The following is a 14,936-nucleotide window of genomic DNA, read 5'->3' on the forward strand; positions in this document are numbered from 1 at the left end:
GCCTCATAGGTCAGCCCGCTCTCGCGCAGGCCGACGACCTGCCGGCGGCGCTCTTCTTGCGCGGCTGCTGGCAGCTTGCGCATATCCACATGCTTCATCCCGCCGACTTGGGTCAACGACCGCAGATGTCAAGAGCACCCAAGCCGGATCAATAATAGGACCGTAACCACGGCGGAAGCTCGGCACTTGTGATGCCCGTGCATGCGGCTTCAACGCATGCGGTGAGGCTACCAAAGTGGAAACGGCGGCCTGTAAGACCCGGACCATAATGGGCGTATTTTCCGGAGTTGGTCATGATAACTGTCGTCTTCGATGGGATCACTGGCTCGATGATCATGCACCAGCAGGTATCGGTGACGAACTCGACGCCGAAACGTTCGAGCTCCGACACAAGGCCGGCCTCGCGCGCCCTGTCGTGCGTAGCACGTGCGCACGTGACGACCACTGCCACGTCCTTATGCTTCGTACGGCCGCGGCAGAGTGTGGCGAGCCTTTCGCACTCGCTGAACGAAAAATGCGGGTTCCCGAGCGACACCAGATCGACTGATCGATCCGTGGCGCTATCGAGTTCACGCCAGCTCCGAATCAGATCTTCGAAGTGAATGTCGAATGCCGGTCTGGTTTGTCCGTCAGTCGCGTCGCCCAAAGCTGCCGCTTCGGGCGTTACGCCGAGGATATGGAACATCGGGGCGCTCGATGTGGTCGCAAAGGCAGCGCCAAAAGCTTTCAGATCATCCTGGGAAGGTGTCGCCTGTTCTAAGCCAACAACGACGGGAATGCGGTTCGCGGCGAGCAGGCCGATGTGATAGCCAAGCAGCGGATAGAACGCATCGTCGAGGTTCTTTAATTTCGGCAGATTGATTTGAAGAGCCGCTCTCCGGTTGCTCTCGATGTGGCACCCGGCACGCGGCGCGCGGCCCGTAAGCGCGATGCATATATCGAGGAAGTCGGGATATTTCATCGTACGGGCGCCGAGCACGCTGTTGGCATATACGACGGCATTTGATTCCGCCCATACGATCTGCTCGCCTTGAGCTGGTGCGGAATCAAGCAGATAAGGCGCGCAGGTGAATGTAGGCCGCGCGCCCATGTCCACATAGGTGTCGCCCAGCTGGCTTGCTGGTTCTCCGAAAGCGGGGTCGATACCCTGCACGCGCCAGCGCCGATAATCGACGGATATGGAATTGAGCGTCGTCGGCACAACAACCCTGCCGCCCCAATCCCGCAGCTGCTGAGCGAACCTAAGGCCGCCGTGCCCGGTATAGACACAGCCGTCGATATGCGCCTGCGTCACGTCGATGAGGCGGTCTGCGCCTTGCAGCCGGGCCATACGCACGATGACCCTCATCGCAACCTGAGAGGCCTTGCCATGCACGCCGTCGAGGAAAGCCTGGTCCGCATCACTCAGTTCGATCCGCGGTGCGGAATGCTCCGTCTGATCCTGGTGTAGCCGGAGTTCCCGCAAAGCTGCAGCGTCGTTGCCGCATGCGACGCGATTGCCGGCGATCCGGGCGAAACGTGCAGCTGCAACCTGACGGAAGTCCCTTGGATCGAGCATAATAACCGGGATGGATCTCCCGAACACTTCTTCGGCAATCACAACACCAAGGGTCAGGATGTCATCCTCCCGCTCGGTTACAATGGCCGCAGGGCTCTTGTCGGTGAGAAGCAGCTCCAGGATCACGCCGGTACCCGAGCAGGATCCACGCCCACCAGGAATTACAAGAACCTTGTCGGTTAGAACCTGTCTGCTGAGGGGATGATGCCGGTCGATCACCTCACTGGTGGCAGGATCTACGCCGCCCCAGAAGCTTAGCTCCAGGTCGCTGGAGATGATCTCACTGAGAGCTTCGCCACCGACGAAGGTGGTTCCAGAGAAGACGGCTGCGCTCATGGCGGCTTCCTTCGTCAACGCGGCAGCAGCGCCTGCAGCTCATCGTAAAGCGCCTTCGGGATGTGAACGCCGTTCGCATTGCTGCGCTCCCGCGCCTCATAACGGCGCTGCGATGGCAGGCGGGCACCTTGGCCCACAATGGCGTCGAACATCTCTTCGGCACGGGCAATGTGCTGGCCTGCGTCCGCGCCCAGGAACACCTTGGGGTCGAAGGCGAGGATCAGCTCGCCGTGACAGGGGGCGGCGCCCACGCCCTCGTCAAAGGCCATGGATTCCGCGCTCGTCATGTCGCCGATGAGCGGTCCCGCCATGAGCTCGATCATTGCAGACAAGGCTGAGCCCTTGTAGCCGCCGAACGTGAGCATGGCGCCGGCGAGAGCGGCGGTCGCATCATTCGTCGGGTTGCCGCCGCTGTCAATGGCCCAGCCGGTCGGAATGGGTTTTCCTGCGCGCCGGTGCAACTCGATCTCGCCACGTGCGATGGCGCTAGTGGCGAAATCGAACACGAAGGGAGGACCGTCAGGGCGGGGCCAGGCGAAAGCAATCGGGTTCGTGCCGAACACGGGCTTCTTGCCGCCGGCAGGCGCGACCCAGCTGTGGCTCGGCGTCATGGCCAGCGCCACGAGCCCGTCGGCGGAGATGGCTTCCACCTCCGGCCAGAGGGCCGAGAAGTGATAGCAGTTGTTGATGGCCATGGCTGCGAGGCCCAGGGTGAGGGCCTTCTCCACCAGGAGTGGCTTGCCGCGCTCGAAGGATAAGGGCGAAAATCCGTAATGTGCGTTCACGCGCACGATGGCCGCCGCGTGATCCACCACATCCGGCACCGCATTTGGATTGACCTTGCCCTCCTTCACGGAGCGCACGCAGCCAAGCAGCCGATACATGCCGTGGGAATGGCATTCGTCCCGCTGCCCTGCATAGATTACGCCAGCAATAGCTTCAGCATGCTCCTGCGACAGGCCACCAGCCTTCAGAACATCGATGCTGATGCGCCGGACCTCATCCAGCGATAGGGAGACTTCTTCGCTCATGCTTATTCCTTGTCCATTCAATCGGCTTCTCTCGGACGATGCGTTCTCTTCGGCCTTACATCTGCGGCCAGGTATCCGACAGGCGGTACCCGGTGGGGAATGGATCGGCAGGATCGACCATGAGCTGCTGCGTGCCGATCACCCACGCCCGGCCGGAGATGATCGGGCTGATACCGGGCTTTCCGTTGATGTCGACTTCGCGATCAATGCTGCAATGGAACTCTGTATCAATGAGGGAGGTGCCGACGAACCTGTCGCCGATCTTCATCTGGCCCTTTGCATGTAGAACTGCCATGCGGGCCGAGCATCCGGTTCCACACGGAGAACGGTCGATCTTGCCGGGGCGGATCGCGACGGCGTTCTTGCCGGTCAGGACACCGTCTTTCATCATGACGGGATCCGTGATTTGGCAGAACGAGATGTGCCCCCAGTCATTGGCAGGATGCTTGAAGCCGAGCTGCTCATTGGCGGCTTTGGTGATCTTTATGCCTATTTGAGCTATATCGCGTGCCTGATCGGGCGCCAGGCTGAGGCCGAGTGTAGCCGCATCCACTAAAACGAAGCTGTCGCCGCCATAAGCGGTATCAACAGTGATGGTGCCAATTCCGTCGACCTCCAGCTTCGCATCGAGCTTATCCGCGAAAGACGGGACGTTTCGGACTCGGATCCGTTCGGCCTTTCCGTTCCTGCATTCGGCCTCAACCTCAATGAGGCCGCCCGGCGGCTCGAGAACCATGTGGGTGATCGGCTCTTGCATGGGAATGATGCCAGTGTCGAGGAGCACAGTAGAGACGCACATCGAGTTGGAGCCCGACATCGGCGGCGTATCCGCCGGCTCCATGATGATCCAGCCCATCTGAGCCCGTGGATCCTTTGGAGGCACAAGAAGATTCACATGCCGGAAGACGCCTCCACGGGGCTCATTCAGAACAAAATTGCGCAGCGTCTCGTCCTTAGCGATGAACCGGGACTGCTCCCATATGGTATCCCCCGGAGGTGGCGCGACACCACCAACAATCACATCGCCCACCTCCCCTTCAGCATGACAGCTGACGACATGAACGACCTTTGACGTGCGCATTGTGCTCTCCGGGATCGGGATGACTTGGAAACGAGTTCATGAGGCGTGGGCTTGTTCAAGCCGTCAGAGGACCGACTTGAGGAAGTCAATGGTTTCAGGCTTTTGCGGGTTTCCGATCACCTGCTCCGGCTTGCCGATCTCGTGGATCAAACCCTTATGGAAGAACGCAACCCGGTCCGACACGTCACGGGCAAAGCGGATCTCGTGCGTGACCAGGATCATGGTCATACCCTCTTCCGAGAGCATCTTCAGGGTATCCAGCACCTCCCCGACGAGTTGGGGGTCGAGCGCGGAGGTCACCTCATCAAACAGCATGTAGTCGGGCGACATGGCGAGCGCTCGTGCGATGGCCATGCGCTGCTGCTGGCCACCGGAGAGCTTGGAGGGATAGACCTTCAGCTTCTCACCGAGGCCCACATGGGTAAGCTGCTTGACGGCGATCTCTTCGGCTTCCCTCTTGCTCTTGCCCAGCACCTTGCGGGGCGCGAGCATGACGTTTTCGAGCACGGTGAGATGCGGAAATGCATTCCACTGCTGGAACACGATGCCGATTCTCTGCCGGAGCTTGTTGAGGTCCGTACTGCGGGCATGGACATCAATGCCGTCGACCAGGATTTGTCCGCCCTGGATGGGCTCGAGCCCGTTGATGCACATGAGCATCGTGGACTTGCCCGAACCCGACCCACCGATGACCGAGAGCACCTCGCCCTTCTGAACCGTGAGGCTCACTCCCTTCAGCACCTCGAGGGTGCCGAAGGATTTCCGAACATCTTTCAACTCAATCATTTTCGCGCCACCGCTTTTCGAGCCGTGCCCCGAGCCGGGCGATCGGGAAGCTCATGAGGAAGTAGATCAGGCCTGCAATCGAGAGAACGAAGAGCGGTTCCTGGATGCGGGTCACGATGACCTGCGATGAACGTAGAAGCTCGACGATGCCGATCCAGAGAACGAGTGCCGTATCCTTCATGACGCCGAGCGTGAGGCCGATCCAGCTGGGGAGTGCGACACGCAGCGCAATCGGGAAGACGATGTTGGTCAGGTCCTGAGTGTAGGTCATGCCGAGCGACCGGGCCGCCCGGCGCGTGGTCGGCGGCACGGCCAGGATGCCGCCGCGCACGATCTCGGCGCAGTAGGCGGCCGTGTAGAGCGCCAGCACCACGCAGCCCACCGTGAAGGCCGTCAGGTTGAGCTTCAGGATGGACTTGAACGAGTTTGCGAGCACGAACTGGATCAGGAGTGGCACGGAGCGGAGAATATCCAGCACGAACCCGACCGGCGCGTTGACCCACCACGGCGAGGTGGCGCGGACAAGGCCGAAGAGCATCCCCAGAATGGTGCCGCCGAGCACCGCCCAGAAGGTGATCGACAGAGTGACACCGGCGCCATGCAGGAGGAAGAGAACGTCGTTCCAAGTGAGACTTGTCTCAAACATCGCCGTCTCCTTAGTACCGGAACAGGCGCCAGGCGAAGAGGCGCGACGAGAGAGTGATGAGCTTGGCCATCAGGTAATAGATCACGCCGGCTATCGCGAAGAATTCGAAGGTGCGGAACGTGCGCACGTTCAGATCCTGCGTGACGCCGGTAAGATCGGTGTTGAGGCCGACCGTCACGCCGAGCGACGTCATCAGCAGCGCCCAGACCATCTGGTTCGTCATGGGATAGAACACGATACGAAACATCTGCGGCAGCACGATGAGGCGGAAGGCCTGAGGTGCGGTCATGCCGAGCGAGCGGGCGGCGCGCGTCTGCGTGAACGGAATGGCACGAAGGCCGCCGCGGAAAGTTTCCGCCAGATAACCTGCGTTGTTGAAGGCGATGCCGGCGAGGAGCGCCACGTAGGAATCGAGATGGATCCCGAAGGAGCCCAGTCCGAAATAGGTCATGTAGATCTGGAACAGGGCGGGCGTGTTGCGGGCCAGCTCGACCCACCCGGTCGAGAAGCCATAGAAGACTTTGTTGTCCGACTGGCGGCCGAGCGCCAGGAACACAGCGATGACCACGCCGATCACCATCGACAGCACGGCAATCTGGAGAGACACCAGCGCGCCCCACAGCATGTCCGGGAGCGCGTTGAAGGCCGGGCGCCAGTGAAATGTATAGTTCAACATGATGGGTGCGGTCCGAACAACGGCATGGCGTCAAAGGGGCGGAGGCGCAGCTCGGCCTCCGCCTGCTCAACAGCTCATCAGCGATAGACGCCCTTGACGGTCAGGTCGGGGGCTTCGCCGCCGCCCACCCACTTGTCGTACAGCTCCTGGTAGCGACCCGTGCGAACCTGCTGGTTCACGAAGAGGTTGAGGTAGTTGAGCAGACCCTGCTCCTGACGCAGTCCGATCAGCGACACGTAATCGGTCACGTAAGGCGCATCGCCCTTCACCACGAAGCCCTTGTATTTACCCGACTTCACAGTTGCCTGGGCAACGGTGTTGGTGACGACAGTCGCGTCGATCTGGCCCTGCGAGAGCGCGAGGAATACGTCAGCCTGGGTCTGGTACGGACGGAACGAGCCTCCGCCCCACTTCTTGACGTCCTTTTCCAGCGCGATGGCCTCGAAGGTTCCTGAGGTCGAGCCGGTCTTCTTGCCCTTCAGGCTCTCGTAGGTGTCGATGCCCGTTCCCTCCTTCGTGAGGACGACCATCTTGAACGCGAAATAGGGAATCGAGAAACCGATCGTCTTGGCACGCTCTAGCGTGTCTGAGGTTGAGGCGACGCCCACATCCGCACGATCCGAGACGAGCGCCGGGATACGATCCGGGAACGGGGTCTCCACGATCTCGGCCTTCACGCCGAGCGCCTTGGCGAGGTCGTTGCAGGTGTCCACGTCGAAACCGATCGGCTGGTTCTTCTCGTCGCGCGAGCCCATGGGCGGGAAATCAAGTGTTACGGCGCAACGCAGCGTGCCGGAAGCAATGATGTCATCGAGCTTGTCGGCTTTGGCAGGTATGGCGGCGAGCATGCCCAGAACAAGTGCGGCCGCAGTGGTCCTCAGTTTCATCATTCGGTCCCCTGGTTGTTGGTGTCCGAGCCCGGCAGTCCTCGCCTGGGATCAGTGCGCACACAATCGCATATTGGATACAATTTGCAACATGAAACTATGTGCCAATTTGCTCAAGGCGCGAGCGGCATTGCGTAGCAGTTGATCAGGTGCCTGTGTATACAGGCGTCACGAACTCAAGTTTTGGGTCACGTGCATGACGGAGCAGCGCACATGTGTGGGCGTGGCGAACTTTCTTGAGCGTCTACTTCAATTCGACTTGTGCGTTACATCAACAGCGTTGACGCATACTATCAAAAACGTTGAGCCGAGAACGGGGTCAGATCGAGAGAACTTGGTTTGCCGTCCACCAGCTCTGTGACGAGACGCGATGTGATAGCGGCTTGCGTCAAGCCGTAATGGCCATGGCCGAACGCATAGACAATGCGCTTGTCGCGCCTGGCCTGACCAATGACGGGCAGGGAATCCGGAATCGAAGGACGAAAACCCATCCAGCGCTCAGCAGGCTGATTCCCATCAAGATGGGGCAGGAAGCGTTTGAGGCGTGTGACCATGGCCGAGGTGCGCTCGTGATTGGGCGTAGCCTGCGTTCCGGCGAATTCCACGGAACCACCGACGCGATCGCTGGTATCGAGCGTCGAAGTGACGAAACCTTCGCCCTCGAACATCACCGGACGGTTGAGGCCGAACGTGCCCTTCGTATAAGTGGCATTGTAGCCCCGCTCCGTATCGAGTGGAATAGCATCGCCCAGTTGCTTGGCCAGTGCCCGCGACCAGACACCGGAGGAGATCAGAACACGATCTGCCATCACAGGCTTCGCCGATCCGTCCGTGCGGATGTGAATGGCATCGCTTGCAGGTTCGACGGATAATGCTCTTGCAGAGACAAGTTCGGCCCCACGCTCCAATGCGAGCCGCAACAGATCGGCGGCAAGTAGCGCGGGGTCGGAGACGTGGCAGCCATCCTGATAAAGGACTGCCGCTTCGACGCTGTGTAGCGCTGGCTCAATGTCCTTCAGGTCCTCTGGCTTAAGGACCTCCAGCGGGATACCGAAACTCTTCTGAAGGGCAATAATGTCTTCGGCTCGCAGGAAGTGGTTGCGACTTCTCCAGACCGAGAGAATCCCCTTCTCACGAAGATGGCGTTCCAAGCTTAAAGAAGAGAGAAGTGCTTTCCACGACGGCAAGGCTTCTGCGTTAATCGCGCGAATCGCGGCGATGCTGGATTTGATACGGGCAGGGGATGAGGCTAAGACGAAACGCAACAGCCACGGGGCTAGAGCGGGAAGGTAAGCTGGTCTGATGGTGAGCGGCCCGAGCGGATCCATCATCCAGCGAGGCAGGTTTCTCCAGGCCTTGGGTGACGCCAGCGGCATCACGTCCATATGCGCGATCCAGCCCGCATTGCCGTCGGTTGGACGCTGCTGATCATTGCCGGGATCGACAAGAGTGACTTGATGCCCTTTGTCGAGAAGCCCATGAGCCGCCGCAAGACCGATGATACCTGCGCCAACAATCGCGATCCGCATCATAAAACCTGTTGTGGAGAATACCTCAAAGACAAGGGCGACTCGGTCTTCGAGCCGCCCAACGTATTTACCCGATCCTACGCAGGGCGGGTTTGATCCACGACTTGGAAGCCGTTCGCAAAGGGATCACGGTCGTCAATGAAGATAGTGTTGAAACCAGTCACTCGTGCCCAGCCTTCGATAGACGGGATGATGGCATCACGATCGCCAACCTTCGCGCGGCCTTCAATACGGCCGGTAAAGGTCGAGCCGATGATGCTCTCATGCACGAAGGCCTCGCCTTCATGAAGCTGGTCGCGGGCGGCGAGATGGGCCATGCGAGCTGACGTGCCCGTGCCGCAGGGCGAACGGTCGATTGCCTTATCGCCATAGAACACTGCGTTGCGGGCCGTGCCTTCCGGCGTCTGCGCTTTGCCGGTCCACAGGACGTGCGTCAGGCGATTGATGCTCGGGTTTTCCGGATGGGCGATCTGATAGCGGGCATTGAATGCCTCTCGCAGCTTGGGGCTCCAACGCAGAACGTCTGATGGATTGATGTTGGCCAGATCGGAGTAGAGCGGTTGCGGCTCGACGATGGCGTAGAAATTGCCGCCATAGGCGACATCCACGGTCAGATGCCCAAGTCCTTCTACCTCGACTTCGTAGCCGGTCCCATAGAGGAAGGACGGAATATTGGTGATGCGGACCCGCTCGATGAAGGGGCCATTCTGTTCGTAGCGTGCTTCGACGACACCGGCCGGCGTATCGAGCCGCAGGAGTCCGGGTGTCTTGGGGTAGATCAAGCCGTTCTCAAGCGCGATGGTGACAGTGCCGATGGTGCCATGGCCGCACATGGGCAGGCAACCCGAGGTCTCGATGAACAGAATCCCGACATCGCAATCGGGACGGGTCGGCGGATAGAGGATAGAGCCGGACATCATGTCGTGCCCGCGCGGCTCGAACATCAGTCCGGTGCGGATCCAGTCGTACTCCGCCAGGAAGTGCTGGCGGCGCTCGAACATTGTCTCGCCTTTCAGCTGAGGAATGCTGCCGCCGCCGACCACGCGGACCGGGTTGCCGCAGGTGTGACCGTCTATGCAGAAAAAGGTATGACGTGCCATCGCTTTGCTCGTAGGTAGGAATTTTTCTCGTGAATGGACAGTAAAGAGACGAAGAAGATGCCGCTCCTCCGCCGTCACCTTATCAGGCTGCAGGCATCAAGCCCACATCGGGGAGCTCTGGACGACCTTAGCGTCTTGTCCATATCGCCTCGACTTTGATCTGATCTTCTCAGCTCCTTCGGAAGGCACAGGGACGGGTGAGTGCCAAATCGCAGCCTATAATCCCTTCGCACAACTCTATGCACTGTACGAGTTCCAAGTGCGGTTCTTCGCCAATGTTGTCTGATCTCCTGCGATGAGGCGTTGACACCAGTTAGTGTAGATTGTATAAAATCGCCGATGTCAAGCCGATTCCTGTCCTGTCTTCTAAGGAGGGCGGCGCAAGATCAGTCAATCTCAAACTGACTAATATTGCTGAAAAGTCTGCGACTGCACCCGAACAGATTGGGGTACTGGCGTTGATTGGATAGGCATAAAACAGGACTCCCAAGGAGAACCACATGAAATCCAACGCTTTTTCCGGCGTTATACCGGCGCTGATGACCCCGTGCAAAGCGGACCGCACGCCGGACTTCGATGCCTTGGTCAAGAAGGGCAAGGAGCTCATTGAGCTCGGCATGTCGGCGGTTGTGTACTGCGGTTCGATGGGTGACTGGCCGCTCCTGACCGACGCCCAGCGCATGGAAGGCGTAGAGCGCCTCGTCAAGGCAGGTATCCCCGTGATCGTGGGAACGGGTGCTGTCAATACCGCGTCCGCCGTTGCTCATGCTGCCCATGCCCAGAAGATCGGCGCCGCAGGACTCATGGTGATACCTCGCGTGCTTTCCCGCGGCTCGGTGGTGGCGGCGCAGAAGGCTCATTTCAAGGCGATCCTCACTGCTGCCCCTGATCTACCAGCCGTTATCTACAACAGCCCGTACTATGGCTTCGCCACCCGTGCCGACCTGTTCTTCGCCCTGCGTGCCGAGCATCCGAACCTGGTCGGTTTCAAGGAGTTCGGCGGCCCTGCCGACATGCGATATGCGGCCGAGAACATCACCAGCCGGGATAATGATGTAACGCTGATGGTCGGCGTCGACACGGCAGTCGTGCACGGCTTTGTCAACTGCGGCGCGACCGGCGCCATTACGGGCATCGGCAACGTCCTCCCGAAGGAAGTGCTGCATCTCTGCAACCTGTCAGTGGCCGCAGCCGCCGGCGATGCGGACGCCCGCGCCCGTGCTCTCGAACTCGAGAATGCCTTGGCAGTCCTGTCTTCCTTCGACGAGGGCCCGGATCTGGTGCTATACTTCAAGCACATGATGGTCGTGAAAGGGGACAAGGAGTACACCCTGCATTTCAATGAGTCGGATGTCCTGTCAGACAGCCAGCGCGGCTATGTGGAAACGCAGCTCGACCTCTTCAGCAGATGGTATGCTGACTGGAGCAAGCAGTCCGGTGCGGTGCAGAAATACGCCGCCTGATCAGCGATGGGGAAGGCCCGCCCAATGGGCGGGCCTTTTCTGACCTCGCCCACGGCGACGGACCCAAAGGTCCACATCCGCTCGTGGACTGCTATCTCCGCGATATTGAGGGTGATGCCTTCGGTCCTGAGCCGTGTCTGCGTGGTAAAAAGGCAGTCATGCTCCCCATTCGAGGATCGACTCAACATCATCTCCGCCTGTCGAAGGCATTGTCGGGACGACCTGCTACGAATTGCCAAGGAAAATGCCTAGCTGATGCAATTGACCTGTCGATTGTATACGGTATCCCATCGGTCGAGATTGAATGGAGCTGCGCGGGTGCAAGCGATTGAACGAAATTTATCATCGGAGAGCAAGCCGTTGCCGGACTCCCGTATGTCACCATGGCCTATACGTGCGCTCGTTGCCTTCTCCAATGGACTGCTCGCTGTCGAACGCGTCGCGATCATGAGCCTGATGGCAATTCTGTCCCTGCTGATCCTTGTGAATGTCTCGACCCGCTATGTTGGTCTGCCAATCTACTGGATCGACGAGTCAGCCATTTATGCAACAGTCTGGCTCGCTTTCATCGGGGCTTCGGCCATGACGCGGCTTCGGCTCGACTTTGCCGTGACCATGCTCACCGAACGGCTCTCCCCGCGCGGGCAGAAGATTGCACGGGTCGTCTCCGCATCGGCCGTTGTCGGCTTTGGCGCCGGACTCGGTATCATGTGCTGGTTGTGGATGGATCCGATAGGGATTGCCCGTGCGGGGTTCGACGCCAAAGCTTATGCGGGCGAGACCTTTAATTTCCTCTACACAGAGCACACACAAACGCTGAATTGGCCGAGCTGGATCGTGTACCTCGTCCTGCCGATCTTCGCGGTGTCGATGACGCTGCATGGCCTTGCCAACACGCTGGAAGACCTCGGCATTGTCGACAGGAGCGCCTTTCCGGGGTTCCGCCCCACCACAAGTGACGGGATTAACTGATGGTCACTTCTGCTGCCTTTGTTGCCATCATGCTGGTTGGCGTGCCAATCGGCCTATGCCTTTGTCTTGCAGGGATCGTCTACATCGCCGCTTCCGGCAACCCTTTGCTGTTTCAATCCTACCCGCTTCAGATGTTCAGCGGCGTCGACAGCTATGGCCTGATCGCCATTCCCCTCTTCATCCTGATCGGCGAGATCATGAACGGAGGCGGTATCACCCGGCGCATTGTCGAAATGGCAATGGCTTTTGTGGGTGCATTGCGGGGTGGCTTGGCTTACGTGAACGTACTCGCCAACATGTTCGTCGCATCGATCTTGGGCTCAGCCACGGCTCAAGTCGCCATCATGTCTCAGATCATGGTGCCCGAGATGGAGCGTCAGGGCTACGACAAGACCTTCGCGGCGGGTCTAACTGCTTATGCCGGAATGCTCGGCCCGATCATCCCACCATCGGTAATGTTCGTTGTCTACAGTGTGCTGGCCCAGGTGCCTGTCTCTGACATGCTGATCTCTGGCATCATTCCCGGAGTGCTGTTGACGGTACTGTTTTGCACCATCATTGCAGTAATGGGCTTCATTCACAATTTTCCGTCTGGAGCACGTATGACACCGCGCGAGCGCGTGATGACTGTGCTTCGGGCTTTGCCGACGCTGTCCATTCCAGCGGTGATCGTCGGATCCATCCTTACAGGTTTAGCCAATGCTACGGAGGCAGCCGCCGTCGGAGCAATTGCGGCAGCGCTAGTTGGTCGCTACTGGACGCGCGAGTTCCGGTTTTCCCAGGTTCCGGAGATGCTGCTCCGATCAGGAATCTACTCGGCAATCGTTCTGTTCCTGGTCGCCGCAGCAGCGGTCTTCTCGTGGATTCTGATTTTTGGCAAGGTTCCTCAGGAAGTGGCGGGCTGGATCCAGTCGATTGCTAAAGATCCGGTCACGTTCATGCTTTTGGTGAACGTCATCTTGATCGTCATCGGTACTGTGATCGACGGTGTACCGGGCCTGATCATGACTGTGCCGATCCTTCTGCCCATCGCTACCGAGGTTTATCACATTGATCCGCGGCATTTCGGAGTTGTCGTTGTAATTAACTTGGTACTCGGGCTCCTCTCGCCTCCCGTCGGACTCTGCTTCTTCGTCGCGGCGGCCGTAACAGGTGCCAAGCCAGGCAAGATGTTCATGGTGACACTCCCGTTCTTCATCATTGCCTGCCTGATGCTGATCATTCTGTCGGTTTGGCCCACCCTCTCGCTTGCCCTCGTCAACTAACCTGAAAGAAGCACGGAGCATCACTCATGACGATTTCCCGCCGCCATCTCTTTGCCCTGGCAGCAGGCGCAACCCTGCCGCTTGCAGCTCCGACTGTACTACGGGCGCAGAGCCGTGAGTTTCGTCTCGGCGTCATTACGCCTCCGAACCATCCCTGGAACAACGCAGCCCTGAAAGTCGGCGAGACGCTGAAAGCGGAAACCAATGGCCGCCTTTCGCTTACCGTCTTCCATGCCGGCCAGCTCGGCAACGAAGGTGCCATGATGCAACAGCTCCAATCGGGTGCTCTTGACATGGCCTTCATCCAAGCAGCCGAGCTTGGCTCCCGTGTCCCGGCGATTGCGGCGATCAACGCTCCCTACGTGGTGCGGTCGACGGAGGCCGTGGCGAAGCTCGTCCGTCACCCCGTCGCGCTTGGTCTGTTCGACTATCTTCCGAAGGAGACCGGCACGATTGGCCTGGGCTGGGGCATCACGTCGATTCGTGCGGTGTTCTCGGCAAAGGACATCTCGTCTACCGCCGACTTGAAAGGCATGAAGCTGCGTATCAATCCGACCCCCGCCTACCGTGATTTCTACCAGATCCTGGGAGCTGCTCCCACACCAATCCCGACTCCGCAGGTGTTCGATGCAATGGCTAATGGTCAGGTCGACGGTCTCGAGGCGGATCTCGACTTCTCCTGGAATCAGCGCTTTGATCGGGTCTCCAAGACCATCCTGCGGATGAATGCCGTTCACATGCCTATGGTGGCGCTGGTCTCCGGCCGGGTCTGGACCACCCTGCCAGCAACTGATCGTGAGCTGATCTCTAAAGTTACCCGTACAGCGCTCGATGCCGAGATCGATGAGATCGTCGCCAACCAGCCTGGCCTCTTGGAGAACTTCTCAAAACAACCGGTCAAGATCGTCGTTGCCGATGTGAAAGACGCGGATCCTGTGATCGCCGAGTACGACAAGATCTGGCTTCCGAAGGCCCCTGTCCTCGCGGAGCTGCGCAAGGTGGGCGCCACGCTCTGAAGCGCCATTTTTACCGCCGAGTGCGGCGGATGCTTCACCCGCCTAATTTCGCAGCCTGACGCCCAACGTCAGGCTGTCGCTTTGAGTGGTCCCCTACAAGGAATAGGTCATACGACGAGCTATCCAGCTTCATATGACAACGCCAGATCCAACAATCTGTAAGGCCGAGAGGCGTTTGTCCTCGTTAAACGTGCCGATACGCACGGCATCAATAATCACCGCGAACGCGACAATGATGATATTGATCGGTTCGTTGATTGAGATAGGTCTGACGCTGATCTTACCCGCTTTGACGGACACGTTTGATACGCTCCTGCGGGAGTGGAAAGGTGTTTGACGAAGACGAGGCGGGAATTCCGCCCGAGGTTGACGAGAGGCCATCACCGGGCTGGAAAGGGCAGCCGGCCTCTCATCCAGATTGCGGGAGAGCCGGGAATCTTTCCGTCCATTCGGCCTGTATCAGTTACTCGCTTCCCTTGGTCTTCGGCACGTAAGGACCGTTGCCGTCGAAGGTATAGGCGGTCTTCACCGTGGTGTAGAATTCCTGCGCGTAGCGGCCCTGCTCGCGCGGACCGTAGGACGAACTCTTC

14 protein-coding genes are annotated in these 14,936 nt (G+C 59.3%); 4 read left to right on the forward strand and 10 right to left on the reverse strand.

The features are described from left to right. Nucleotides 1-148: 148 nt before the first annotated feature. The 9 genes from lhpI to NF876_RS42505 all read right to left on the reverse strand — a co-directional run bounded on the left by lhpI (nt 149) and on the right by NF876_RS42505 (nt 9,630). Nucleotides 149-1,894, reverse strand: coding sequence for a cis-3-hydroxy-L-proline dehydratase (gene lhpI / locus NF876_RS42465; protein WP_262273669.1), 1,746 nt, complete (start codon nt 1,892-1,894; stop codon nt 149-151). A 14-nt stretch (nt 1,895-1,908) separates the two neighbouring features. Then, nucleotides 1,909-2,925, reverse strand: a complete 1,017-nt coding sequence (locus tag NF876_RS42470) for an Ldh family oxidoreductase (protein ID WP_262273670.1) — start codon at nt 2,923-2,925, stop codon at nt 1,909-1,911. Nucleotides 2,926-2,980: 55 nt separating this feature from the next. Continuing rightward, on the reverse strand, nt 2,981-4,006 hold the full coding sequence (locus tag NF876_RS42475) for a trans-3-hydroxy-L-proline dehydratase (RefSeq protein ID WP_262273671.1): 1,026 nt from the start codon (nt 4,004-4,006) through the stop codon (nt 2,981-2,983). A gap of 63 nt (nt 4,007-4,069) precedes the next feature. Next, nucleotides 4,070-4,792 (reverse strand): amino acid ABC transporter ATP-binding protein, encoded by a 723-nt coding sequence (locus NF876_RS42480; RefSeq protein ID WP_262273672.1) that lies wholly within the window; start codon nt 4,790-4,792, stop codon nt 4,070-4,072. Then, nucleotides 4,785-5,438 (reverse strand): amino acid ABC transporter permease, encoded by a 654-nt coding sequence (locus NF876_RS42485; RefSeq protein ID WP_262273673.1) that lies wholly within the window; start codon nt 5,436-5,438, stop codon nt 4,785-4,787. Before NF876_RS42485 ends, NF876_RS42480 begins: the two co-directional genes overlap by 8 nt. Before the next feature lie 10 nt (nt 5,439-5,448). Continuing rightward, nucleotides 5,449-6,114, reverse strand: coding sequence for an amino acid ABC transporter permease (locus NF876_RS42490; protein ID WP_262273674.1), 666 nt, complete (start codon nt 6,112-6,114; stop codon nt 5,449-5,451). Nucleotides 6,115-6,191: 77 nt separating this feature from the next. Next, nucleotides 6,192-7,001: an ABC transporter substrate-binding protein gene (locus NF876_RS42495; protein ID WP_373696802.1), complete on the reverse strand. Its 810-nt coding sequence runs from the start codon at nt 6,999-7,001 to the stop codon at nt 6,192-6,194. A 293-nt stretch (nt 7,002-7,294) separates the two neighbouring features. Then, the gene (locus NF876_RS42500) at nt 7,295-8,530 is read right to left on the reverse strand and encodes an NAD(P)/FAD-dependent oxidoreductase (protein ID WP_262273675.1); all 1,236 of its coding nucleotides are present in this window, start codon (nt 8,528-8,530) and stop codon (nt 7,295-7,297) included. Nucleotides 8,531-8,607: 77 nt separating this feature from the next. Further along, nucleotides 8,608-9,630 (reverse strand): 4-hydroxyproline epimerase, encoded by a 1,023-nt coding sequence (locus tag NF876_RS42505; protein ID WP_262273676.1) that lies wholly within the window; start codon nt 9,628-9,630, stop codon nt 8,608-8,610. Nucleotides 9,631-10,130: 500 nt separating this feature from the next. Between NF876_RS42505 and NF876_RS42510 the strand changes: the two genes are divergently transcribed. From NF876_RS42510 to NF876_RS42525, 4 genes are all read left to right on the forward strand, one after another. Continuing rightward, on the forward strand, nt 10,131-11,093 hold the full coding sequence (locus NF876_RS42510; RefSeq protein ID WP_262273677.1) for a dihydrodipicolinate synthase family protein: 963 nt from the start codon (nt 10,131-10,133) through the stop codon (nt 11,091-11,093). A gap of 375 nt (nt 11,094-11,468) precedes the next feature. Beyond that, the gene (locus NF876_RS42515) at nt 11,469-12,065 is read left to right on the forward strand and encodes a TRAP transporter small permease (RefSeq protein ID WP_262273682.1); all 597 of its coding nucleotides are present in this window, start codon (nt 11,469-11,471) and stop codon (nt 12,063-12,065) included. Continuing rightward, a complete protein-coding gene (locus NF876_RS42520) occupies nt 12,065-13,330 on the forward strand; it encodes a TRAP transporter large permease (RefSeq protein ID WP_262273678.1) in 1,266 nt (421 codons plus the stop codon). Before NF876_RS42515 ends, NF876_RS42520 begins: the two co-directional genes overlap by 1 nt. Nucleotides 13,331-13,356: 26 nt before the next feature. Continuing rightward, the gene (locus NF876_RS42525; RefSeq protein ID WP_262273679.1) at nt 13,357-14,346 is read left to right on the forward strand and encodes a TRAP transporter substrate-binding protein; all 990 of its coding nucleotides are present in this window, start codon (nt 13,357-13,359) and stop codon (nt 14,344-14,346) included. A gap of 129 nt (nt 14,347-14,475) precedes the next feature. Here NF876_RS42525 and NF876_RS42530 read toward each other — a convergent pair whose 3' ends face one another. Further along, nucleotides 14,476-14,646, reverse strand: coding sequence for a hypothetical protein (locus NF876_RS42530; RefSeq protein ID WP_262273680.1), 171 nt, complete (start codon nt 14,644-14,646; stop codon nt 14,476-14,478). Between the last annotated feature and the right edge of the window lie 290 nt (nt 14,647-14,936).

It is taken from the genome of Microvirga yunnanensis, from assembly GCF_025460875.1.

What these genes read in the sequence shown, in the direction of transcription:
- lhpI (WP_262273669.1), bottom strand. Translation starts at nt 1,894, where the DNA reads ATGAGCGCAGCCGTCTTCTCTGGAACCACCTTCGTCGGTGGCGAAGCT.
- NF876_RS42470 (WP_262273670.1), bottom strand. Translation starts at nt 2,925, where the DNA reads ATGAGCGAAGAAGTCTCCCTATCGCTGGATGAGGTCCGGCGCATCAGC.
- NF876_RS42475 (WP_262273671.1), bottom strand. Translation starts at nt 4,006, where the DNA reads ATGCGCACGTCAAAGGTCGTTCATGTCGTCAGCTGTCATGCTGAAGGG.
- NF876_RS42480 (WP_262273672.1), bottom strand. Translation starts at nt 4,792, where the DNA reads ATGATTGAGTTGAAAGATGTTCGGAAATCCTTCGGCACCCTCGAGGTG.
- NF876_RS42485 (WP_262273673.1), bottom strand. Translation starts at nt 5,438, where the DNA reads ATGTTTGAGACAAGTCTCACTTGGAACGACGTTCTCTTCCTCCTGCAT.
- NF876_RS42490 (WP_262273674.1), bottom strand. Translation starts at nt 6,114, where the DNA reads ATGTTGAACTATACATTTCACTGGCGCCCGGCCTTCAACGCGCTCCCG.
- NF876_RS42495 (WP_373696802.1), bottom strand. Translation starts at nt 7,001, where the DNA reads ATGAAACTGAGGACCACTGCGGCCGCACTTGTTCTGGGCATGCTCGCC.
- NF876_RS42500 (WP_262273675.1), bottom strand. Translation starts at nt 8,530, where the DNA reads ATGCGGATCGCGATTGTTGGCGCAGGTATCATCGGTCTTGCGGCGGCT.
- NF876_RS42505 (WP_262273676.1), bottom strand. Translation starts at nt 9,630, where the DNA reads ATGGCACGTCATACCTTTTTCTGCATAGACGGTCACACCTGCGGCAAC.
- NF876_RS42510 (WP_262273677.1), top strand. Translation starts at nt 10,131, where the DNA reads ATGAAATCCAACGCTTTTTCCGGCGTTATACCGGCGCTGATGACCCCG.
- NF876_RS42515 (WP_262273682.1), top strand. Translation starts at nt 11,469, where the DNA reads ATGTCACCATGGCCTATACGTGCGCTCGTTGCCTTCTCCAATGGACTG.
- NF876_RS42520 (WP_262273678.1), top strand. Translation starts at nt 12,065, where the DNA reads ATGGTCACTTCTGCTGCCTTTGTTGCCATCATGCTGGTTGGCGTGCCA.
- NF876_RS42525 (WP_262273679.1), top strand. Translation starts at nt 13,357, where the DNA reads ATGACGATTTCCCGCCGCCATCTCTTTGCCCTGGCAGCAGGCGCAACC.